Origin of the sequence: Pseudomonas sp. DY-1, from assembly GCF_003626975.1 — a bacterium.
Classification (GTDB): domain Bacteria; phylum Pseudomonadota; class Gammaproteobacteria; order Pseudomonadales; family Pseudomonadaceae; genus Metapseudomonas.
Genome location: NZ_CP032616.1, coordinates 3,563,287 through 3,585,183, shown reverse-complemented (window position 1 = coordinate 3,585,183; position 21,897 = coordinate 3,563,287). Strand labels below are relative to the sequence as shown.

The following is a 21,897-nucleotide window of genomic DNA, read 5'->3' as shown; positions in this document are numbered from 1 at the left end:
TTGATTCATGCGTTGGTTGTTCCTGTTCCTCCTGGTTCTCAATCTCTTCTACTACGTCTGGCATCAGCAGCAGGCACCACTGCGTCCGAAAGAGGTGGAAACCCTATCTCTTTATAAGGGGGGGCAGCAGGACATCCGTCTGCTTAGTGAGTCCGGCAATGTCCAGCCGAGGCGCACTGCAGTGGTCCCGACATCAACGGAGGAAGCTGTCTGCCTTTTCCTGGGGGGATTTGAGCGAGAGGAGCAGGCGCGCGAAGTGGAGCAGCGCCTCATTAGCCTGGATGTGCGGTCGGAGGTGCGGCCTGTAGATGCCGCTGCCGGTACCGACTATTGGGTCTACCTGGCGCCTCTCGCTTCGCGAGAGGCCTCGCTGCGTCAGCTCAAGGAGCTTCAGGCGCGGAAGATCGACAGCTATATCGTCACCCAGGGAGACCTGATCAACGGAATATCCCTCGGGATCTTCTCGCGAATGGATTCTGCCGAGAGTGTCATGCAGCGTTTGCGAGACGCAGGCTATGAGCCCTTCATGCGCGAACTGGCTCGTGCGCACCGTGATTATTGGGTGCGGATTGCACCGGAAAGCCGCAGGTTGGTTGACGATCCATTGCTTGAGCAGCTGTCTCAAGATTTTTTTGGGTTAAAACATCAACTTATGCCGTGCGAGGGTGTTGCATCTCCTCGTTAGCTTGAATAGAATGGCGCCCGCTTCGCAGCGTGGCCCGATAGGCTGATTTGCGAAGCAGCTGTCAAATGAAGCTAACCTCAAGATTTTAATGAGAAAAAGCTTGACAGCGGGGTGGCATGAGATAGAATGCCGCCTCCCTTGGAGGGGTTCCCGAGCGGCCAAAGGGATCAGACTGTAAATCTGACGTCATAGACTTCGAAGGTTCGAATCCTTCCCCCTCCACCAGATTCAAAGCGAGAGCTGCAGGCTCCGCGGGTATAGTTCAGTGGTAGAACCTCAGCCTTCCAAGCTGATGATGCGGGTTCGATTCCCGCTACCCGCTCCAAGTTTGCTGCTTTCGCAATGTGTTTGGCTCATGTAGCTCAGCTGGTAGAGCACACCCTTGGTAAGGGTGAGGTCAGCGGTTCAAATCCGCTCATGAGCTCCATCTTAACAAAGGCAGATATGAAAATATCTGCCTTTGTTTTAATGGTGGCGTGACTCGCTCAATTCTTGATGGGAGACGTTCTCGATGGCTAAAGAAAAGTTCGAACGTAACAAACCGCACGTCAACGTCGGCACCATTGGTCACGTTGACCATGGCAAGACCACTCTGACTGCTGCTCTGACCAAGGTCTGCTCCGAGACCTGGGGCGGTTCCGCTCGTGCGTTCGACCAGATCGATAACGCGCCGGAAGAGAAGGCTCGCGGTATCACCATCAACACTTCCCACGTTGAATACGATTCCGCCATTCGTCACTACGCTCACGTTGACTGCCCCGGTCACGCTGACTACGTGAAGAACATGATCACCGGTGCTGCGCAGATGGACGGCGCGATCCTGGTTTGCTCGGCTGCTGACGGCCCCATGCCGCAGACTCGTGAGCACATCCTGCTGTCTCGTCAGGTAGGCGTTCCTTACATTGTCGTGTTCCTGAACAAGGCCGACATGGTTGATGACGCCGAGCTGCTGGAGCTGGTCGAGATGGAAGTTCGCGACCTGCTGAACACCTACGACTTCCCGGGTGACGACACTCCGATCGTAGTCGGTTCCGCTCTGATGGCCCTGGAAGGCAAGGACGACAACGAAATCGGCGTTTCCGCCGTTCGTAAGCTGGTAGAGACCCTGGACTCCTACATTCCGGAGCCGGTGCGTGCTATCGATCAGCCGTTCCTGATGCCGATCGAAGACGTGTTCTCCATCTCCGGTCGCGGCACCGTGGTGACCGGTCGTGTTGAGCGCGGTATCGTCAAGGTGGGCGAGGAGATCGAGATCGTCGGTATCCGTCCGACCACCAAGACCACCTGCACTGGTGTTGAAATGTTCCGCAAGCTGCTCGACGAAGGTCGTGCTGGCGAGAACGTTGGCGCCCTGCTGCGCGGCACCAAGCGTGATGACGTAGAGCGTGGTCAGGTTCTGGCCAAGCCGGGCACCATCAAGCCGCACACCAAGTTCGAGTGCGAAGTGTACGTGCTGTCCAAGGAAGAAGGCGGTCGTCACACTCCGTTCTTCAAGGGCTACCGTCCGCAGTTCTACTTCCGTACCACTGACGTGACCGGAAACTGCGAACTGCCGGAAGGCGTTGAGATGGTAATGCCGGGCGACAACATCAAGATGGTTGTCACCCTGATCGCTCCGATCGCCATGGAAGACGGCCTGCGCTTCGCGATCCGCGAAGGCGGTCGTACCGTTGGCGCCGGCGTTGTAGCCAAGATCATCGAATAACGACTTGATCTTGGTGTGTCAGGCCGGCATAATGGTCGGCCTGACTTTGTTACAGGCCAGTAGCTCAATTGGCAGAGCGGCGGTCTCCAAAACCGCAGGTTGGGGGTTCGATTCCCTCCTGGCCTGCCAGATTCCAAGAGTGAGAATCTGGCATTTCTCTCACAGGATCTTAGCTGATGAATGCCAAGGCTGAAGCCAAAGAAACACGCTTCGACGTTCTGAAGTGGGTCGTTGTGGTGGCTCTTGTTGCTGTTGGTGTGGTCGGCAATCAGTATTTCTCCTCTGAGCCGATCCTGTACCGTGTTCTCGCGCTTCTTGCTCTTGCTGCTGTCGCTGCTGTTGTGGCGCTGCAGACCGCTAAGGGTCAGACTTTCTTTGTTCTCGCTAAGGAAGCTCGCGCGGAGATTCGCAAGGTTGTTTGGCCGACCCGTCAGGAAACCACCCAGACCACTCTGATTGTCGTGGCTGTCGTGCTGGTAATGGCGCTGCTGTTGTGGGGGCTTGATACCCTGCTCGGCTGGCTTGTTTCGTTGATTGTTGGTTAATAGGTGCGCCGTGGCTAAGCGTTGGTACGTTGTGCATGCTTACTCGGGTTACGAGAAGCATGTCATGCGCTCGCTAATCGAGCGCGTCAAGCTGGCTGGCATGGAAGACGAGTTCGGCGAGATTCTGGTCCCCACTGAAGAGGTGGTGGAGATGCGTAATGGCCAGAAGCGCAAGAGCGAGCGTAAGTTCTTCCCCGGCTATGTGCTGGTCCAGATGGAAATGAACGAGGCGACTTGGCACCTGATCAAGGATACGCCACGCGTCATGGGCTTTATCGGTGGTACCGCCGACAAGCCTGCGCCCATCACTGAAAAAGAAGCTGAGGCTATCCTGCGTCGCGTCGCTGACAGTGGTGATAAGCCGAAGCCGAAGACGCTGTTCGAGCCTGGTGAAACCGTTCGTGTAATTGATGGGCCGTTCGCTGACTTCAATGGCGTCGTCGAAGAGGTTAATTACGAGAAGAGCCGGATCCAGGTGGCCGTGCTCATCTTCGGTCGCTCTACTCCGGTAGAGTTGGAGTTCAGTCAGGTCGAGAAGGCTTAGCTGACAATGGCATCCCAACCCCGCAGCCCTAGGTTGCGGGGTTTTGTCGTCACTGGGATAAACGCGAAAGCAATCGGGGAGCCTTAGGGCGCTAGAACCCGTAACTGGAGTTATACATGGCTAAGAAGATTCAAGCTTATATCAAGCTGCAAGTGAAGGCCGGTCAGGCCAACCCGTCGCCGCCGGTCGGTCCTGCTCTGGGTCAACATGGCGTGAACATCATGGAGTTCTGCAAGGCGTTCAACGCCAAGACTCAAGGCCTCGAGCCGGGTCTGCCGACTCCCGTGATCATCACTGTATACAGCGACCGCAGCTTCACTTTCGAGACCAAGAGCACCCCGGCTTCCGTTCTGCTGAAAAAAGCGGCCGGTATCGCTAGCGGTTCTCCGCGTCCGAACACCCAGAAAGTAGGCACCGTTACCCGTGCTCAGCTGGAAGAGATCGCTAAGGCCAAGAAGGCTGATCTTACTGCAGCTGACCTGGATGCGGCCGTGCGTAGCATCGCCGGTTCCGCTCGTAGCATGGGCCTGAACGTGGAGGGTGTGTAATGGCTAAGCTGACCAAGCGCCAAAAGGCAATCGCCGAGAAAGTAGAAGCTGGCAAGCAGTACGGTTTCGAAGATGCCGCCAAGCTCCTGGCTGAACTGGCGACCTCCAAGTTCAAAGAGTCCGTGGACGTCTCCATCAATCTGGGTGTCGATCCGCGTAAATCCGACCAGGTCGTTCGTGGTGCCACCGTTCTGCCGAACGGCACCGGCAAGAGCGTCCGCGTTGCCGTGTTCACCCAGGGTCCGGCCGCTGAAGCTGCACTGGCTGCTGGTGCCGAGAAAGTCGGTATGGACGAACTGGCTGCCGAGATGAAAGCCGGCGACCTGAACTACGACGTGGTTATCGCCTCCCCGGACGCGATGCGTGTCGTCGGTCAGCTGGGCCAAATCCTCGGTCCGCGTGGCCTGATGCCGAACCCGAAGGTCGGTACCGTGACTCCGGACGTAGCTACCGCCGTGAAAAACGCCAAGGCTGGTCAGGTGCGTTTCCGTACCGACAAGAACGGCATCATTCACGCTTCCGTCGGTAAAGTCGACTTCGAGCCGGTCAAGCTGAAGCAGAACGTTGAAGCTCTGCTGGCTGACCTGAAGCGCCTGAAGCCGTCCACCTCCAAGGGTGTGTACCTGAAGCGCGTGACTCTGAGCACCACTATGGGTCCAGGTCTGCAGATCGATCAGGCTTCCCTCGAAGGCTAAGTGATAAAGGCGCGACGGATTTATCCGTCACGCCAGGTATTGGGGTCCCTGCCTGGCGGGGGCTATCCAAGACCGTAGGCGGCGCAAGCCTCAAACCGGGAAGCGATTTCCGAGCCTACGCAGATGGTGCTCCCGATTCGTTTACCGAATCAGACACCAAAACGCCGTCCGGCTCCGGCTGGACGAAACGGTAACATCCAGGAGTTAGACCCGTGGCAATTAAACTCGAAGACAAGAAGGCCATCGTCGCTGAAGTCAACGAGGCTGCCAAAGCTGGCCTGTCCGCTGTCGTGGCTGATGCCCGTGGCGTGACCGTAGCCGCTATGACCGGACTCCGTAAAGAGGCCCGCGAGGCTGGTGTGTACGTACGTGTCGTGCGTAATACACTGGCTCGCCGCGCCGTTGCCGGCACTCAGTTCGAGGTGCTCAACGACGTGTTCAAAGGCCCGACCCTGATTGCGTTCTCCAACGAACATCCGGGCGCTGCTGCTCGTATCTTCAAGGAATTCGCCAAGGGTCAGGACAAGTTCGAGATCAAGGCCGCTGCATTCGAGGGCCAGTTCCTCGCAGCCAATCAGATCGACGTACTGGCGACCCTGCCGACCTACAACGAAGCCGTTGCACAGCTGATGAGCGTTATCCAAGGCGCTACCAGCAAGCTCGCTCGTACTCTGGCGGCAATTCGCGACCAGAAAGAAGGCGCTGCTGCCTGATCCAGGCCGCATAACCCTCTTTCAAGCTGAATCTTTCAAAATTTTGATGGCCGCATAGGCCGTCCACCTATACAGGAATTAGAGTCATGGCTCTGACCAACGAAGACATCATCAACGCCGTATCCGAAATGTCCGTCATGCAGATCGTTGAACTGATCAAGGCGATGGAAGAGAAGTTCGGCGTCACCGCTGCTGCTGCCGTTGCTGCTGGCCCGGCTGCTGCCGCCGCTGTTGTTGAAGAACAAACCGAGTTCAACATCATCCTGACCGAAGCCGGCGAGAAGAAAGTGAACGTCATCAAGGTCGTTCGCGAGCTGACCGGTCTGGGTCTGAAAGAAGCCAAGGCAGTAGTTGACGGCGCCCCGGGCGTGGTCAAAGAAGGCGCTTCCAAGGAAGAGGCCGAAGCTGCCAAGAAAGCTCTGGAAGAAGCTGGCGCCAAAGTCGAGCTCAAGTAAGCGACGACCTTGCGTCAACAGCCGAAGCGCTCCGCGCAAGGCTGACGGCTGGTGGCTTATGCCACCGGCCTTTTTCCGTTCTAGGTGGTTGTCTTGGGACGCCACCTGGGACGTGACCCGACCTCTATTGCGAGGCGGAGCAAACCAAGGGGTTTGCAAGATTTTCTGGCTACTCCCGTCGGAGGGGCCAAACAAGCAGGTGACCAAGCTGGGGAACGCTGATGGCTTACTCATACACTGAGAAAAAACGTATCCGCAAAGACTTTAGCAAGTTGCCGGACGTCATGGATGTACCTTACCTCCTGGCCATCCAGCTGGATTCGTATCGCGAATTCCTGCAGGCGGGAGTCAGCAAAGAGCAATTCCGTGACATCGGCCTGCACGCGGCCTTCAAGTCTGTTTTCCCGATCATCAGCTATTCCGGCAACGCCGCTCTGGAATACGTCGGCTATCGCCTGGGTGAGCCGGCATTCGATGTCAAGGAATGCGTGCTGCGCGGTGTGACCTTCGCCGTGCCGCTGCGGGTAAAAGTCCGTCTGATCATCTTCGACAAAGAGTCGTCGAACAAAGCGATCAAGGACATCAAGGAACAAGAAGTCTACATGGGGGAAATCCCCCTGATGACCGAAAACGGTACGTTCATCATCAACGGTACCGAGCGCGTCATCGTCTCCCAGCTGCACCGCTCTCCGGGTGTGTTCTTCGACCACGACCGTGGCAAGACCCACAGCTCGGGCAAGCTGCTGTACTCCGCTCGTATCATTCCCTACCGCGGTTCCTGGCTGGACTTCGAGTTCGATCCGAAGGACTGCGTATTCGTGCGTATCGACCGTCGCCGCAAACTGCCGGCCACTGTCCTGCTGCGCGCGCTGAACTACAGCACTGAAGAAGTGCTGAATGCCTTCTATGCCACCAACGTCTTCCACGTGAAGGGCGAAGGTCTGCACCTCGAGCTGGTTCCGCAGCGTCTGCGGGGCGAGATCGCCGTGTTCGACATCAAGGATCAGAACGGCAAGGTGATCGTGGAGCAGGGTCGTCGTATTACTGCCCGCCACATCAACCAGCTGGAGAAGGCTGGCATCAAGGAGCTGGAAGTTCCGATGGACTACGTGCTGGGTCGTACCAGCGCCAAGGCTATCGTGCATCCGGCCACCGGCGAGATCATCGCCGAATGCAACACCGAGCTGACTACCGACCTGTTGGTGAAGATCGCCAAGGCCCAGGTTGTCCGCATCGAAACTCTGTACACCAACGACATCGACTGCGGTCCGTTCATTTCGGACACCCTGAAGATCGACTCCACCGGCAATCAGCTGGAAGCCCTGGTCGAGATCTATCGCATGATGCGTCCTGGCGAGCCGCCGACCAAGGAAGCCGCCGAAACCCTGTTCAACAACCTGTTCTTCAGCGCCGAGCGTTACGACTTGTCCGCCGTGGGCCGCATGAAGTTCAACCGTCGTATCGGTCGCACCGAGATCGAAGGTTCGGGCGTGCTGAGCAAGGAAGATATCGTCGACGTGCTGAAGACCCTGGTCGACATCCGTAACGGCAAGGGCATCGTCGACGACATCGACCATCTGGGTAACCGCCGCGTTCGTTGCGTCGGCGAGATGGCTGAGAATCAGTTCCGTGTTGGCCTGGTGCGCGTCGAGCGCGCGGTCAAGGAACGTCTGTCGATGGCCGAAAGCGAAGGCCTGATGCCGCAAGACCTGATCAATGCCAAGCCTGTGGCCGCAGCGATCAAGGAATTCTTCGGTTCCAGCCAGCTATCCCAGTTCATGGACCAGAACAACCCGCTCTCCGAGATCACCCACAAGCGCCGCGTTTCCGCACTCGGCCCGGGCGGTCTGACCCGTGAGCGCGCGGGCTTCGAGGTTCGTGACGTACACCCGACCCACTACGGCCGCGTGTGCCCGATCGAGACCCCTGAAGGTCCGAACATCGGTCTGATCAACTCCCTGGCAACTTACGCCCGCACCAACCAGTACGGCTTCCTGGAAAGCCCGTACCGTGTTGTGAAGGGTACCCAGGTTACCGACGAGATCGTCTTCCTCTCCGCGATCGAAGAGGCCGACCACGTTATCGCTCAGGCATCGGCGACGATGAACGAGCAGGGCCAACTGGTCGACGAGCTGGTAGCCGTACGTCACCTGAACGAATTCACCGTGAAGGCGCCGGAAGACGTAACTCTGATGGACGTCTCTCCGAAGCAGGTCGTTTCCGTTGCTGCCTCGCTGATTCCGTTCCTCGAGCACGACGACGCCAACCGCGCACTCATGGGCTCGAACATGCAGCGTCAGGCCGTGCCGACCCTGCGTGCCGACAAGCCTCTGGTAGGTACCGGTATGGAGCGCAACGTTGCGCGCGATTCCGGTGTCTGCGTCGTGGCCCGTCGTGGCGGCGTGATCGACTCGGTCGACGCCAGCCGTATCGTGGTTCGTGTCAACGATGACGAAGTCGAGACTGGCGAAGCCGGCGTCGACATCTACAACCTGACCAAATACACCCGTTCCAACCAGAACACCTGCATCAACCAGCGCCCGCTGGTGCAGAAGGGTGATGTGGTCGCTCGCGCCGACATCCTCGCCGATGGTCCGTCCACCGACATGGGTGAACTCGCCCTGGGTCAGAACATGCGCGTCGCGTTCATGCCCTGGAACGGTTTCAACTTCGAGGACTCCATCTGCTTGTCCGAGCGCGTGGTGCAGGAAGATCGCTTCACCACCATCCACATCCAGGAACTGACCTGTGTGGCGCGTGACACCAAGCTCGGCCCAGAAGAAATCACCGCGGACATCCCCAACGTGGGCGAAGCTGCGCTGAACAAGCTGGACGAAGCCGGTATCGTCTACGTTGGTGCGGAAGTGCAGGCTGGCGACATCCTGGTCGGCAAGGTGACTCCGAAAGGCGAGACCCAGCTGACTCCGGAAGAGAAGCTGCTGCGCGCGATCTTTGGTGAGAAGGCGTCCGACGTTAAGGACACCTCCCTGCGCGTGCCGACTGGCACCAAGGGCACCGTGATCGACGTCCAGGTCTTCACTCGTGACGGCGTCGAGCGCGATTCCCGTGCGCTGTCCATCGAGAAGATGCAGCTGGACGAGATCCGCAAGGACCTGAACGAAGAGTTCCGTATTGTCGAGGGCGCAACCTTCGAGCGTCTGCGTTCCGCACTGGTTGGCCAGGTTGCCGAAGGTGGCGCTGGCGTGAAGAAAGGCACCGAGATCACCGACGAGTACCTCGACGGCCTCGAGCGCGGCCAGTGGTTCAAGCTGCGCATGTCCGAAGACGCTCTGAACGAGCAGCTGGAGAAGGCCCAGGCCTACCTGTCTGATCGTCGCCAGATGCTGGATGACAAGTTCGAAGACAAGAAGCGCAAGCTGCAGCAGGGCGACGACCTGGCTCCGGGCGTGCTGAAGATCGTCAAGGTCTACCTGGCCATCAAGCGTCGTATCCAGCCGGGCGACAAGATGGCGGGCCGTCACGGTAACAAGGGTGTGGTCTCCGTGATCATGCCGGTCGAAGACATGCCTCACGATGCCAATGGCACTCCGGTGGACATCGTCCTCAACCCGCTGGGCGTACCGTCTCGTATGAACGTCGGTCAGATCCTCGAAACCCACCTGGGCCTCGCTGCCAAGGGTCTGGGCGAGAAGATCAACCGTATGATGGAAGAGCAGCGCAAGATCGCTGAACTGCGCGAATTCCTCCATGAGATCTACAACGAGATCGGTGGCCGTCAGGAAAGCCTGAACGAGCTGAGCGACCAGGAAATCCTGGACCTGGCCAAGAACCTGAAGGGCGGCGTTCCCATGGCCACCCCGGTGTTCGACGGTGCCAAGGAAAGCGAGATCAAGGCCATGCTGAAGCTCGCCGACCTGCCGGAAAGCGGTCAGATGCGCCTGTTCGACGGCCGTACCGGCAATCAGTTCGAGCGTCCGACCACCGTCGGCTACATGTACATGCTCAAGCTGAACCACCTGGTCGACGACAAGATGCACGCACGTTCCACCGGTTCTTACAGCCTGGTTACCCAGCAGCCGCTGGGTGGTAAGGCCCAGTTCGGTGGCCAGCGTTTCGGGGAGATGGAGGTCTGGGCACTGGAAGCCTACGGTGCCGCCTACACCCTGCAGGAAATGCTGACCGTGAAGTCGGACGACGTGAACGGCCGGACCAAGATGTACAAAAACATCGTGGACGGCGATCACCGCATGGAGGCCGGCATGCCCGAGTCCTTCAACGTGTTGATCAAAGAGATCCGCTCGCTCGGCATCGACATCGAACTGGAAACCGAATAACACGCGACGCCCAAAACGCTACGGCTGGTCAAGGCCGGTCGTAGCGGGTCCGTGAGGAGGAAAGGCCTTGAAAGACTTGCTGAATCTGTTGAAAAACCAGGGTCAAATCGAAGAGTTCGATGCCATCCGTATTGGTCTGGCCTCGCCCGAGATGATCCGTTCCTGGTCCTTCGGTGAAGTGAAAAAACCGGAGACCATCAACTACCGTACCTTCAAGCCGGAGCGCGATGGCCTGTTCTGCGCCAAGATCTTCGGTCCGGTGAAGGACTACGAGTGCCTGTGCGGTAAGTACAAGCGCCTCAAGCATCGCGGTGTGATCTGCGAGAAGTGCGGTGTTGAAGTCGCCCTGGCCAAGGTGCGCCGTGAGCGCATGGGCCACATCGAGCTGGCTTCGCCCGTTGCCCACATCTGGTTCCTGAAGTCCCTGCCGTCCCGTATCGGCCTGCTGCTGGACATGACCCTGCGTGACATCGAGCGCGTGCTCTATTTCGAGAGCTACGTGGTGATCGATCCGGGCATGACCACCCTCGAGAAAGGCCAGCTGCTGAACGACGAGCAGTACTTCGAAGCCCTCGAAGAGTTTGGTGACGACTTCGATGCCCGCATGGGTGCCGAAGCTGTTCGCGAACTGCTCAATGCCATCGATCTGGATCATGAAATCGGCCGCCTGCGCGAAGAAATTCCGCAGACCAACTCCGAGACCAAGATCAAGAAGCTGTCCAAGCGCCTGAAGCTGATGGAAGCCTTCAAGGACTCCGGCAACCATCCAGAGTGGATGGTGCTGACTGTCCTGCCTGTGCTGCCGCCGGACCTGCGTCCGCTGGTTCCGCTGGATGGTGGTCGCTTCGCGACCTCCGACCTTAACGATCTGTATCGTCGGGTGATCAACCGTAACAACCGTCTGAAGCGCCTGCTCGACCTGGCTGCGCCGGACATCATCGTGCGCAACGAAAAGCGCATGCTGCAGGAAGCTGTCGACGCCCTGCTGGACAACGGTCGTCGTGGCCGTGCCATCACCGGCTCGAACAAGCGCCCTCTGAAGTCCCTGGCCGACATGATCAAGGGCAAGCAAGGCCGCTTCCGTCAGAACCTGCTCGGTAAGCGAGTGGACTACTCCGGTCGTTCGGTAATTACCGTAGGTCCGACCCTGCGCCTGCACCAGTGCGGTCTGCCCAAGAAGATGGCTCTTGAGCTGTTCAAGCCGTTCATCTTCGGCAAGCTGGAAGCCCGCGGCATGGCCACCACCATCAAGGCGGCCAAGAAGATGGTCGAGCGCGAACTGCCCGAGGTCTGGGACGTTCTCGCCGAAGTCATCCGCGAACACCCCGTACTGCTGAACCGTGCGCCTACCCTGCACCGTCTGGGCATCCAGGCGTTCGAGCCGGTCCTCATCGAAGGCAAGGCCATCCAGCTGCATCCGCTGGTCTGCGCCGCGTATAACGCCGACTTCGACGGTGACCAGATGGCCGTTCACGTTCCGCTGACCCTCGAGGCCCAGCTGGAAGCGCGCGCGCTGATGATGTCCACCAACAACATCCTCTCGCCTGCCAACGGCGAGCCGATCATCGTTCCGTCGCAGGACGTGGTTCTGGGTCTGTACTACATGACCCGTGAAGCCGTTAACGCCAAGGGCGAAGGTCGCGTGTTCGCGGACCTACAGGAAGTCGACCGCGTATTCCGCGCCGGTGAAGCGTCCCTGCACGCCCGCGTGAAAGTGCGCATCAACGAGACCGTGAAGGACAAGGACGGCTCCATCACCAAGAACACCCGCATCGTCGACACCACTGTCGGCCGTGCGCTGCTGTTCCAGGTGGTCCCGGCTGGCCTGTCGTACGACGTCGTCAACCAGCCGATGAAGAAGAAGGCGATCTCCAAGCTGATCAACCAGTGCTATCGCGTGGTAGGTCTGAAGGACACCGTCATCTTCGCTGACCAGCTGATGTACACCGGTTTCGCCTACTCCACCATTTCCGGTGTTTCCATCGGTGTGAACGACTTCGTCATCCCCGATGAGAAGGCTCGCATCATCGATGCCGCTACCGAGGAAGTGAAGGAAATCGAATCCCAGTACGCCTCCGGCCTGGTGACCCAGGGCGAGAAGTACAACAAGGTGATCGACCTCTGGTCCAAGGCCAACGACGAAGTGTCCAAGGCGATGATGGCCAACCTCTCGAAAGAGAAGGTTGTCGATCGCGAGGGCAAGGAAGTCGACCAGGAGTCCTTCAACTCCATGTACATGATGGCTGACTCCGGCGCGCGGGGTTCCGCGGCCCAGATCCGTCAGCTGGCCGGCATGCGTGGCCTGATGGCCAAGCCGGACGGCTCCATCATTGAAACCCCGATCACCGCGAACTTCCGTGAAGGCCTGAACGTACTCCAGTACTTCATCTCCACTCACGGTGCTCGTAAAGGTCTGGCGGATACCGCACTGAAGACCGCGAACTCCGGTTACCTGACTCGTCGTCTGGTAGACGTTGCCCAGGACCTGGTAGTGACCGAGGTCGACTGCGGCACCGAGCACGGTCTGCTGATGACCCCGCACATCGAAGGCGGCGATGTCGTCGAGCCTCTGGGTGAGCGCGTACTGGGGCGTGTCATTGCCCGTGACGTGTTCAAGCCGGGCTCCGATGAAGTCATCGTTCCGGCCGGTACTCTGGTCGATGAGCAGTGGGTTGAGTTCATCGAGCGCATGAGCGTCGACGAAGTAATTGTGCGTTCCCCGATCAGCTGCGAAACCCGCTACGGCATCTGCGCCAAGTGCTACGGTCGTGACCTGGCGCGTGGCCACCAGGTGAACATCGGTGAAGCGGTCGGCGTAATCGCCGCCCAGTCCATCGGTGAGCCGGGTACCCAGCTGACCATGCGTACCTTCCACATCGGTGGTGCGGCCAGCCGTACTTCCGCAGCCGACAACGTCCAGGTTAAGAACGGCGGTACCATCCGCCTGCACAACCTGAAGCACGTCGAGAACCTCAACGGCCATCTGGTTGCCGTGTCCCGTTCCGGCGAGCTGGCCGTGGCCGACGACTTCGGTCGCGAGCGCGAGCGTTACAAGCTGCCGTACGGTGCTGTGATCTCCGTGAAGGAAGGCGACAAGGTCGATCCGGGCGCCATCGTTGCCAAGTGGGACCCGCACACCCACCCGATCGTGACCGAAATGAAGGGTACCGTTACCTTCGTCGGCATGGAGGAGGGCATCACCATCAAGCGCCAGACCGACGAACTGACCGGTCTGACCAACATCGAAGTTCTGGATCCGAAGGATCGTCCGGCTGCTGGCAAGGACATTCGTCCGGCCGTGAAGCTGGTCGACGCCAATGGCAAGGAGCTGCTGCTGCCGGGTACCGACGTTCCCGCCCAGTACTTCCTGCCGGCGAACGCCTTGGTTGGTGTGGCCGACGGTTCGCAGGTGGGTGTGGGTGACGTTATCGCCCGTATCCCGCAGGAAACCTCGAAGACCCGCGACATCACCGGTGGTCTGCCGCGCGTTGCCGACCTGTTCGAAGCTCGTCGTCCGAAAGAGCCTTCGATCTTGGCCGAAATCAGCGGCACCATCTCCTTCGGCAAGGAGACCAAAGGCAAGCGCCGTCTGGTCATCACTCCGAACGATGGCAGCGACCCGTACGAGGAGCTGATTCCGAAGTGGCGTCACCTGAACGTGTTCGAAGGCGAACAGGTGAACCGCGGCGAAGTTATCTCCGACGGCCCGAGCAACCCGCACGACATCCTGCGTCTGCTGGGTGTCAGCGCGCTGGCCAAGTACATCGTCAACGAGATCCAGGACGTGTACCGCCTGCAGGGCGTGAAGATCAACGACAAGCACATCGAAACCATCCTGCGTCAGATGCTGCGCAAGGTCGAGATTGCCGAGTCGGGTGATTCCAGCTTCATCAAGGGCGACCAGATGGAGCTGACCCAGGTGCTGGAAGAGAACGAGCGTCTGGCGACCGAAGACCGCTTCATCGCCAAGTTCGAACGCGTCCTGCTGGGTATTACCAAGGCCTCGCTGTCCACCGAGTCGTTCATCTCCGCGGCGTCCTTCCAGGAAACCACCCGCGTCCTCACCGAGGCGGCGGTTACCGGCAAGCGCGACTACCTGCGCGGCCTGAAGGAAAACGTGGTTGTGGGTCGCCTGATCCCGGCTGGTACCGGTCTGGCCTACCACAGCGAGCGCAAACGTCAGCGTGAAGCCGGCAAGCCGGTTCGCGTGAGCGCGAGCGAAGTGGAAGCAGCGCTGACCGAAGCGCTGAACTCCAGCAGCAACTAAGCGTGATACCCCCCGGAGGCCTTGGCCGTCGGGGGGTATTGCCTTGACGGGGACATTGAGTCTCTTTAGACTCATGCACCCCTAAATTTGGCAGGGCGCTATGCCCTGTCATTTTGCTTTCTTTGTAAGGCAATAGCGTCGAAAGACAACAGTGGAGCAATTAGATGGCAACTATTAACCAGCTGGTGCGTAAGCCGCGCAGCCGTATCGTCGAGAAATCCGACGTACCTGCGCTGCAGAACTGCCCGCAGCGTCGTGGCGTATGCACCCGCGTCTACACCACCACGCCGAAGAAACCGAACTCCGCACTCCGTAAGGTTTGCCGTGTTCGTCTGACCAACGGCTACGAAGTGACTTCGTACATCGGTGGTGAAGGTCACAACCTGCAAGAGCACAGCGTAGTGCTGATCCGTGGCGGTCGTGTAAAAGACCTTCCGGGTGTGCGTTACCACACCGTGCGCGGTTCGCTGGATACCACCGGCGTTAAAGACCGTAAGCAGGGTCGTTCCAAGTACGGTACCAAGCGTCCGAAGTAATTCGGTGCTAAATCAGTTTTTTATTCATTGAGTCGATAAGAGTAAGGTCGGGCGTAACCGAATGGTTATGGTCCCGGGCTAACCTGAAGACCGTTTGAGGGCTTATCAATGCCAAGACGTCGTGTAGCAGCCAAGCGTGAGATTCTGGACGATCCGAAATACGGAAGCCTGATCCTCGCCAAGTTCATGAACCACGTGATGGAAAGCGGCAAGAAAGCCGTAGCCGAGCGCATCGTTTACGGTGCCCTGGATACCGTCAAATCCCGCAAGAACAGCGATCCCCTGGAAATCTTCGAGAAAGCTCTCGACGCCATCGCTCCGCTGGTCGAAGTAAAGTCCCGCCGTGTAGGCGGTGCCACTTACCAGGTTCCGGTCGAAGTTCGTCCGTCCCGTCGTAATGCTCTGGCCATGCGTTGGCTGGTTGAGTCCGCGCGCAAGCGCGGCGAGAAGTCCATGGCCCTGCGCCTGGCAGGCGAGCTGCTGGATGCCTTCGATGGCAAAGGCGCTGCTGTCAAGAAGCGTGAAGACGTGCATCGTATGGCTGAGGCCAACAAAGCGTTCTCGCACTACCGCTTCTAATTACGGCATCCATTCTTTTGCGAGGGCTTTATGGCTCGTAATACAGCAATTAACCGCTATCGCAACATCGGCATCTGCGCCCACGTTGACGCGGGCAAGACCACCACGACTGAGCGCATCCTGTTCTACACAGGCCTGAGCCACAAGATGGGTGAGGTTCACGATGGCGCTGCTACCACCGACTGGATGGTGCAGGAGCAGGAGCGTGGTATTACCATTACCTCTGCTGCCATCACTACCTTCTGGGAAGGTTCGCGTGGTCAGTACGACAAGTACCGCGTAAACGTCATCGACACCCCCGGCCACGTAGACTTCACCATTGAGGTGGAGCGTTCTCTGCGCGTGCTGGACGGTGCTGTCGTTGTATTCTGCGGTACTTCCGGTGTTGAGCCCCAGTCCGAAACCGTATGGCGTCAAGCCAACAAGTACGGCGTTCCGCGTATCGTCTACGTGAACAAGATGGACCGCGCTGGCGCCAACTTCCTTCGCGTGGTCGGCCAGATCAAGAACCGCCTGGGTCACACCCCGGTTCCGGTTCAGTTGGCCATCGGTGCTGAGGACGAGTTCCAGGGTCAGGTCGATCTGCTGAAGATGAAGGCCATCTACTGGAACGAAGACGACAAGGGTACCTCCTATCGCGAGGAAGAAATTCCCGCTGAGCTTGTGGACCTGGCCAACGAATGGCGCAACAACATGGTTGAGGCTGCTGCCGAAGCCAACGAAGAGCTGATGAACAAGTACCTGGAAGAAGGTGAGCTGACGATCGAAGAGATCAAGGCCGGCCTGCGTCAGCGTACTATCGCCTGCGAAATCGTTCCGGCTGTCTGTGGTTCCTCTTTCAAGAACAAGGGCGTGCCCCTGGTGCTTGACGCTGTCATCGATTTCCTGCCGGCTCCCACCGAGATTCCTGCGATCAAGGGCGTTCACCCGGACAGCACCGACGACAACGAAATCCACGACGAGCGTCCTGCAGATGATGGCGCGCCGTTCTCTGCGCTGGCGTTCAAGATCGCTACCGACCCGTTCGTCGGTACCCTGACCTTCGTTCGTGTCTACTCGGGCGTTCTGGAGTCTGGCCAGTCGGTCATCAACTCCGTGAAGGGTAAAAAAGAGCGCGTTGGTCGTATGGTGCAGATGCACGCCAACCAGCGTGACGAGATCAAGGAAGTGCGCGCGGGCGACATCGCTGCACTGATCGGCATGAAGGATGTCACCACTGGCGACACTCTGTGCGACATCGAGAAACCGATCATCCTTGAGCGTATGGACTTCCCGGAGCCTGTCATCTCGGTAGCTGTTGAGCCGAAGACCAAGGCTGACCAGGAGAAGATGGGTATCGCCCTCGGCAAGCTGGCCCAGGAAGATCCTTCGTTCCGCGTCAAGACCGACGAAGAAACCGGCCAGACCATCATCTCTGGTATGGGTGAGCTGCACCTGGATATCCTCGTCGATCGCATGAAGCGTGAGTTCGGCGTTGAGGCCAATATCGGCAAGCCGCAGGTTTCCTACCGCGAAACCATCTCCAAGGACAATGTCGAGATCGAAGGCAAGTTCGTTCGTCAGTCCGGTGGTCGTGGTCAGTTTGGTCACTGCTGGATCCGCTTCTCCTCCGCTGACGTGGATGAGAAAGGCAACATCGCCGAAGGTCTGGTGTTTACCAATGAAGTCGTGGGTGGTGTGATTCCCAAGGAATACATCCCGGCGATCCAGAAGGGCATCGAAGAGCAGATGAAGAACGGCGTTGTTGCCGGCTACCCGCTCATCGGCCTGAAGGCCTCCGTGTTCGATGGTTCCTACCACGACGTCGACTCCAACGAGATGGCGTTCAAGATCGCTGCCTCCATGGCGACCAAGCAGCTTGCCCAGAAGGGTGGCGGTAAAGTGCTTGAGCCGATCATGAAGGTAGAGGTGGTGACCCCCGAGGACTACATGGGTGACGTGATGGGCGACCTGAACCGTCGTCGTGGCCTGATTCAGGGGATGGAAGACAGCGTTTCCGGTAAGGTTATTCGTGCCGAGGTTCCGCTGGGCGAGATGTTCGGTTATGCGACCGACGTGCGTTCCATGTCCCAGGGTCGCGCGAGCTACTCCATGGAATTCTCCAAATACGCCGAAGCTCCGTCGAACGTCGTCGAAGCACTGGTTAAAAAACAAGGTTGATTCAGCCCTTTAAGTAAGAGGTTTACTGTCGTGGCTAAAGAAAAATTTGAACGTAACAAACCGCACGTCAACGTCGGCACCATTGGTCACGTTGACCATGGCAAGACCACTCTGACTGCTGCTCTGACCAAGGTCTGCTCCGAGACCTGGGGCGGTTCCGCTCGTGCGTTCGACCAGATCGATAACGCGCCGGAAGAGAAGGCTCGCGGTATCACCATCAACACTTCCCACGTTGAATACGATTCCGCCATTCGTCACTACGCTCACGTTGACTGCCCCGGTCACGCTGACTACGTGAAGAACATGATCACCGGTGCTGCGCAGATGGACGGCGCGATCCTGGTTTGTTCGGCTGCTGACGGCCCCATGCCGCAGACTCGTGAGCACATCCTGCTGTCTCGTCAGGTAGGCGTTCCTTACATTGTCGTGTTCCTGAACAAGGCCGACATGGTTGATGACGCCGAGCTGCTGGAGCTGGTCGAGATGGAAGTTCGCGACCTGCTGAACACCTACGACTTCCCGGGTGACGACACTCCGATCGTAGTCGGTTCCGCTCTGATGGCCCTGGAAGGCAAGGACGACAACGAAATCGGCGTTTCCGCCGTTCGTAAGCTGGTAGAGACCCTGGACTCCTACATTCCGGAGCCGGTGCGTGCTATCGATCAGCCGTTCCTGATGCCGATCGAAGACGTGTTCTCCATCTCCGGTCGCGGCACCGTGGTGACCGGTCGTGTTGAGCGCGGTATCGTCAAGGTGGGCGAGGAGATCGAGATCGTCGGTATCCGTCCGACCACCAAGACCACCTGCACTGGTGTTGAAATGTTCCGCAAGCTGCTCGACGAAGGTCGTGCTGGCGAGAACGTTGGCGCCCTGCTGCGCGGCACCAAGCGTGATGACGTAGAGCGTGGTCAGGTTCTGGCCAAGCCGGGCACCATCAAGCCGCACACCAAGTTCGAGTGCGAAGTGTACGTGCTGTCCAAGGAAGAAGGCGGTCGTCACACTCCGTTCTTCAAGGGCTACCGTCCGCAGTTCTACTTCCGTACCACTGACGTGACCGGAAACTGCGAACTGCCGGAAGGCGTTGAGATGGTAATGCCGGGCGACAACATCAAGATGGTTGTCACCCTGATCGCTCCGATCGCCATGGAAGACGGCCTGCGCTTCGCGATCCGCGAAGGCGGTCGTACCGTTGGCGCCGGCGTTGTAGCCAAGATCATCGAGTAATCGAAGATCTCGCTAAGAGGAGAGGGCCCTTCGGGGCCCTTTTCTTTTGTCTGGTCAAAAGTTGACACCCCCTCGGCGCATCCGTACAATCACGCCTCCTTTTAACGGGCGTAGTCCGTCCGTTGGGGAAAGCAGAGATAGAGTCTGAGGTCAAAATGCAAAACCAACAAATCCGTATTCGGTTGAAGGCTTTTGACCATCGCCTGATCGATCAATCCACCCAGGAAATCGTGGAAACCGCGAAACGTACTGGTGCTCAGGTGCGTGGTCCTATTCCTCTGCCTACTCGCAAAGAGCGGTACACCGTTCTGATCTCTCCGCACGTCAACAAAGACGCGCGCGATCAGTACGAAATTCGTACCCACAAGCGTGTTCTGGACATCGTCCAGCCGACGGATAAAACCGTCGATGCGCTGATGAAGCTCGACCTTGCGGCAGGCGTGGAAGTGCAGATCAGCCTCGGCTAATAACCTTCGGGTTTTAGTCGTGTAACGCTCTGAAATGGGCGGCCATAGCGGGTGAAAGCCCCGTACACTCATGAGGTTTACAACATGACTATTGGTGTAGTCGGTCGTAAGTGCGGCATGACCCGCATTTTCACCGAAGAAGGCGTCTCCATTCCGGTTACGGTCATTGAGATCGAGCCGAATCGCGTGACCCAATTCAAAAACGAAGAAAGCGATGGCTATCGCGCCGTGCAGGTAACTGTCGGTGAGCGTCGTGCCTCTCGCGTGACCAAGGCGCAAGCCGGTCACTTCGCCAAGGCAAGCGTGGCTGCTGGTCGCGGTGTTTGGGAATTCCGTCTTGAAGAAGGCGAGTACCAGGCTGGCGATCAACTGACTGCTGAGCTGTTCCAAGCTGGTCAGCTGGTAGATGTTACCGGTCAGTCCAAGGGTAAAGGCTATGCCGGTACCATCAAGCGCTGGAACTTCCGCGGCCAGGACAACACCCACGGTAACTCCGTCTCCCACCGCGCCCCGGGTTCTATTGGCCAGTGCCAGACTCCTGGTCGTGTCTTCAAGGGCAAGAAAATGTCCGGTCACCTCGGTGCTGAGCGTGTAACCGTGCAGTCCCTGGAAGTTGTGCGTGTCGATGCAGAACGCAATCTGCTGCTGGTCAAAGGTGCCGTTCCTGGCGCTACCGGTGGTGATGTCGTTGTGCGTCCGGCAGCCAAGGCTCGTGGTTAAGAGGGGAAGCTGAGATGCAATTGAATGTAAATGGCGCTCAGGCTATCGAAGTCAGCGAGCGTACTTTTGGTGGTGAGTTCAACGAGACCCTGGTTCACCAGGCTGTTGTCGCCTACATGGCCGGTGGCCGCCAGGGCACTCGCGCGCAGAAGACCCGTTCCGAAGTTTCCGGCGGTGGCAAGAAGCCGTGGCGTCAGAAGGGCACTGGTCGTGCTCGTGCTGGCACCATTCGTAGCCCCATCTGGCGCTCCGGTGGTACCACCTTCGCTGCCAAGCCGCAAGATCACTCCCAGAAGCTCAACAAGAAGATGTACCGCGCTGCCATGCGCTCCATCCTCTCTGAGCTCGTTCGTCAAGAGCGCCTGGTTGTGGTTGAAGACTTTGCTGTCGATGCCCCGAAAACCAAAGCTCTGCTGGGCAAGCTGAATGGCCTGGGCCTGACCGACGTGCTGATCGTTTCCGATGCCGTTGATCAGAACCTGTACCTGGCTGCTCGCAACCTGCCGCACGTTGACGTTCGTGATGTTCAGGGTTCCGACCCGGTCAGCCTGATCGCCTACGACAAGGTGCTTATCACCGTGTCCGCCGTGAAGAAATTCGAGGAGCTGCTGGCATGAACCAGGAACGCGTATTCAAGGTGCTGGTTGGTCCGCACGTCTCCGAGAAGGCCACCATGCTGGCTGACAGCAAGGGCCAGTTCGTTTTCAAGGTTGCCACTGATGCAACCAAGCTGGAAATCAAGAAGGCCGTAGAAAGCCTGTTCAGCGTGAAAGTCGCTCGTGTCACCACCCTCGTAGTCAAGGGCAAGACCAAGCGTACCGTTCGCGGTCTGGGCAAGCGTAACGACTGGAAAAAAGCGTACATCGCTCTCCAGCCGGGCCAAGATCTCGATTTCGCCAGCAGCGCTGAGTAAAGGGGTGCATCATGGCAATCGTTAAATGCAAACCGACCTCCGCTGGCCGCCGTTTCGTGGTCAAGGTCGTCAATCAGGAGCTGCACAAAGGCGCTCCTTACGCACCGCTGGTCGAGAAAAAATCGAAATCCGGTGGTCGTAACAACAACGGTCGTATCACTACTCGTCACATCGGTGGTGGTCACAAGCAGCACTATCGTCTGGTCGACTTCCGTCGTAACAAGGATGGCATTCCTGCCACCGTTGAGCGCATCGAGTACGATCCGAACCGTACTGCTCACATCGCTCTGCTGAAGTACGCCGATGGCGAGCGTCGCTACATCATCGCGCCGAAAGGCGTGAGCGCTGGCGACCAGCTGATCTCGGGCGTCAATGCACCGATCAAGGCCGGTAATGCCCTGCCGCTGCGCAACATCCCGGTTGGTAGCACCATTCACGGTATCGAACTCAAGCCTGGCAAGGGTGCGCAAATCGCCCGTTCCGCCGGTGCCTCCGTTCAGTTGGTTGCCCGTGAAGGCGCCTACGTAACCCTGCGTCTGCGCTCCGGCGAGATGCGTAAAGTCCTGGCTGAATGCCGTGCGACTCTGGGCGAAGTCTCGAACTCCGAGCATAGCCTGCGTTCGCTGGGTAAAGCCGGTGCCAAGCGCTGGCGTGGTGTTCGCCCGACCGTTCGCGGCGTGGCGATGAACCCGGTAGACCACCCGCATGGTGGTGGTGAAGGTCGTACCTCTGGTGGCCGTCATCCGGTGTCTCCGTGGGGCTTCCCGACCAAGGGTGCGAAGACCCGCGCGAACAAGCGCACCGACAACATGATCGTCCGTCGCCGTAAATAACTGAGGATACGAC

At 58.5% G+C, this 21,897-nt stretch carries 19 protein-coding genes and 4 tRNA genes; all 23 read left to right on the top strand.

What is annotated here, in order from left to right; translation table 11 throughout:
• The first annotated feature begins 7 nt into the window (after positions 1–7).
• Complete coding sequence (locus D6Z43_RS17010; protein WP_120653282.1) at positions 8–685, top strand: SPOR domain-containing protein; 678 nt, start codon at positions 8–10, stop codon at positions 683–685.
• A gap of 140 nt (positions 686–825) precedes the next feature.
• Positions 826–910: transfer RNA gene (locus D6Z43_RS17005), tRNA-Tyr, on the top strand.
• A gap of 26 nt (positions 911–936) precedes the next feature.
• A tRNA-Gly gene (locus tag D6Z43_RS17000) sits at positions 937–1,010 on the top strand.
• Between the two features lie 26 nt (positions 1,011–1,036).
• Positions 1,037–1,112 (top strand) — tRNA-Thr (locus tag D6Z43_RS16995).
• Between the two features lie 84 nt (positions 1,113–1,196).
• The gene (gene tuf, locus D6Z43_RS16990) at positions 1,197–2,390 is read left to right on the top strand and encodes an elongation factor Tu (RefSeq protein WP_103102850.1); all 1,194 of its coding nucleotides are present in this window, start codon (positions 1,197–1,199) and stop codon (positions 2,388–2,390) included.
• A 53-nt stretch (positions 2,391–2,443) separates the two neighbouring features.
• Positions 2,444–2,519 (top strand) — tRNA-Trp (locus D6Z43_RS16985).
• 47 nt (positions 2,520–2,566) lie between these two features.
• Positions 2,567–2,935 carry a preprotein translocase subunit SecE gene (gene secE / locus D6Z43_RS16980; protein ID WP_120653281.1) on the top strand — a complete coding sequence of 123 codons (369 nt, stop codon included), beginning with the start codon at positions 2,567–2,569 and terminating at the stop codon, positions 2,933–2,935.
• A gap of 10 nt (positions 2,936–2,945) precedes the next feature.
• On the top strand, positions 2,946–3,479 hold the full coding sequence (gene nusG, locus D6Z43_RS16975) for a transcription termination/antitermination protein NusG (RefSeq protein WP_028630537.1): 534 nt from the start codon (positions 2,946–2,948) through the stop codon (positions 3,477–3,479).
• Positions 3,480–3,595: 116 nt separating this feature from the next.
• Positions 3,596–4,027 carry a 50S ribosomal protein L11 gene (rplK, locus tag D6Z43_RS16970; RefSeq protein ID WP_003448698.1) on the top strand — a complete coding sequence of 144 codons (432 nt, stop codon included), beginning with the start codon at positions 3,596–3,598 and terminating at the stop codon, positions 4,025–4,027.
• A complete protein-coding gene (gene rplA, locus D6Z43_RS16965; RefSeq protein WP_120653280.1) occupies positions 4,027–4,722 on the top strand; it encodes a 50S ribosomal protein L1 in 696 nt (231 codons plus the stop codon). The genes rplK and rplA overlap by 1 nt, the downstream gene beginning before the upstream one ends.
• Before the next feature lie 212 nt (positions 4,723–4,934).
• A complete protein-coding gene (rplJ, locus tag D6Z43_RS16960; RefSeq protein ID WP_016490524.1) occupies positions 4,935–5,435 on the top strand; it encodes a 50S ribosomal protein L10 in 501 nt (166 codons plus the stop codon).
• An 86-nt stretch (positions 5,436–5,521) separates the two neighbouring features.
• Positions 5,522–5,890 (top strand): 50S ribosomal protein L7/L12, encoded by a 369-nt coding sequence (rplL, locus tag D6Z43_RS16955; protein WP_028630534.1) that lies wholly within the window; start codon positions 5,522–5,524, stop codon positions 5,888–5,890.
• Between the two features lie 221 nt (positions 5,891–6,111).
• A complete protein-coding gene (rpoB, locus tag D6Z43_RS16950) occupies positions 6,112–10,185 on the top strand; it encodes a DNA-directed RNA polymerase subunit beta (RefSeq protein ID WP_120653279.1) in 4,074 nt (1,357 codons plus the stop codon).
• Positions 10,186–10,252: 67 nt separating this feature from the next.
• The gene (rpoC, locus tag D6Z43_RS16945; protein WP_077525957.1) at positions 10,253–14,452 is read left to right on the top strand and encodes a DNA-directed RNA polymerase subunit beta'; all 4,200 of its coding nucleotides are present in this window, start codon (positions 10,253–10,255) and stop codon (positions 14,450–14,452) included.
• A 164-nt stretch (positions 14,453–14,616) separates the two neighbouring features.
• Entirely contained in the window at positions 14,617–14,988 is a 372-nt protein-coding gene (gene rpsL / locus D6Z43_RS16940) for a 30S ribosomal protein S12 (RefSeq protein ID WP_003448708.1), read from the top strand.
• A 108-nt stretch (positions 14,989–15,096) separates the two neighbouring features.
• Positions 15,097–15,567 carry a 30S ribosomal protein S7 gene (gene rpsG / locus D6Z43_RS16935; protein ID WP_003448710.1) on the top strand — a complete coding sequence of 157 codons (471 nt, stop codon included), beginning with the start codon at positions 15,097–15,099 and terminating at the stop codon, positions 15,565–15,567.
• A gap of 30 nt (positions 15,568–15,597) precedes the next feature.
• A complete protein-coding gene (fusA, locus tag D6Z43_RS16930; RefSeq protein WP_120653278.1) occupies positions 15,598–17,727 on the top strand; it encodes an elongation factor G in 2,130 nt (709 codons plus the stop codon).
• Positions 17,728–17,757: 30 nt separating this feature from the next.
• The gene (tuf, locus tag D6Z43_RS16925) at positions 17,758–18,951 is read left to right on the top strand and encodes an elongation factor Tu (protein WP_103102850.1); all 1,194 of its coding nucleotides are present in this window, start codon (positions 17,758–17,760) and stop codon (positions 18,949–18,951) included.
• 155 nt (positions 18,952–19,106) lie between these two features.
• On the top strand, positions 19,107–19,418 hold the full coding sequence (gene rpsJ / locus D6Z43_RS16920; RefSeq protein ID WP_003243886.1) for a 30S ribosomal protein S10: 312 nt from the start codon (positions 19,107–19,109) through the stop codon (positions 19,416–19,418).
• An 84-nt stretch (positions 19,419–19,502) separates the two neighbouring features.
• Positions 19,503–20,138 carry a 50S ribosomal protein L3 gene (gene rplC / locus D6Z43_RS16915; RefSeq protein WP_077525959.1) on the top strand — a complete coding sequence of 212 codons (636 nt, stop codon included), beginning with the start codon at positions 19,503–19,505 and terminating at the stop codon, positions 20,136–20,138.
• A 14-nt stretch (positions 20,139–20,152) separates the two neighbouring features.
• Positions 20,153–20,755: a 50S ribosomal protein L4 gene (gene rplD / locus D6Z43_RS16910; protein ID WP_077525960.1), complete on the top strand. Its 603-nt coding sequence runs from the start codon at positions 20,153–20,155 to the stop codon at positions 20,753–20,755.
• Positions 20,752–21,051 carry a 50S ribosomal protein L23 gene (gene rplW / locus D6Z43_RS16905; protein ID WP_077525961.1) on the top strand — a complete coding sequence of 100 codons (300 nt, stop codon included), beginning with the start codon at positions 20,752–20,754 and terminating at the stop codon, positions 21,049–21,051. The genes rplD and rplW overlap by 4 nt, the downstream gene beginning before the upstream one ends.
• 11 nt (positions 21,052–21,062) lie before the next feature.
• Positions 21,063–21,884 (top strand): 50S ribosomal protein L2, encoded by an 822-nt coding sequence (rplB, locus tag D6Z43_RS16900; protein ID WP_077525962.1) that lies wholly within the window; start codon positions 21,063–21,065, stop codon positions 21,882–21,884.
• Positions 21,885–21,897 lie beyond the last annotated feature (13 nt).